The following is a 712-nucleotide window of genomic DNA, read 5'->3' as shown; positions in this document are numbered from 1 at the left end:
GAACAGGTCCTTGCCGCCGCCGTCCGGCGTGATGAAGCCGAAGCCCTTGCCTTCGTCGAACCACTTCACGGTGCCGGTTTGCGTTTGAGTCGTCATGTCGATTCCTTTCGAGTCATGCGCAGCACATGCTGCGCAGTGCAGAGACGCCAAGAAAATCAACGATGGGACTGTCAACCGGCATCCCCGGAACAGGCCCGGGAACGAGGGATGAGGACTTGCTGAAAGACGGTCTTATGCATGCCTACCGGGCGCATGGTACGCCCTGGCCGGAAACGGCCCGCCGGCAAAGCCCTGCTGGGCTATGCGAACGCACCGGGCATCACGCCTTCAGACGAGGCCGCTGCGGATCTGCTTGCAGATGTTCTCGCCCGTCAGCGTGATCTGCAGCGAGCCGCCACGCCACTCGAACCAGTCGAGTGCCACGTACTCGTCGATCAGCTTCGCATTGATCTGTTCCGCCTGCCGGTGCTGCAGCAGCTCCACCGTGCCGAGCAAGGCATTGCGCAGCGCCTGTCGTTTGAGAGCCGCGGGGGTCGCGGGGGGCGCCTTGAAGACGGCGGGCGCATCGGTCGAGGGTCGGCGAGGCGCGGAACGGGTCATGCTCATGAGGCCTTTCGGGAACGACTTTGAACGGCGAACACTCCGACAGTACCACCGCGATCCGACATACCTGTGACGATTTCAAGGAGATTTGCCCGCCGCGGGCTCGCCA

2 protein-coding genes are annotated in these 712 nt (G+C 63.3%); both read right to left on the bottom strand.

Annotation, left to right across the window (positions count from 1 at the left end):
• Nucleotides 1-96: cold-shock protein (locus AC1D15_RS35675; protein ID WP_477829810.1), on the bottom strand; the 96-nt coding region annotated here is incomplete at its 3' end.
• A 231-nt stretch (nucleotides 97-327) separates the two neighbouring features.
• Nucleotides 328-600 carry a hypothetical protein gene (locus tag AC1D15_RS35670; RefSeq protein ID WP_465110922.1) on the bottom strand — a complete coding sequence of 91 codons (273 nt, stop codon included), beginning with the start codon at nucleotides 598-600 and terminating at the stop codon, nucleotides 328-330.
• Nucleotides 601-712 lie beyond the last annotated feature (112 nt).

The sequence above is a fragment of the Rhizobacter sp. P2_H2 genome (genome assembly GCF_056403375.1).
Note: the sequence above shows the minus strand (reverse complement) of the source record. Positions and strands in the feature narration are given on the sequence as shown.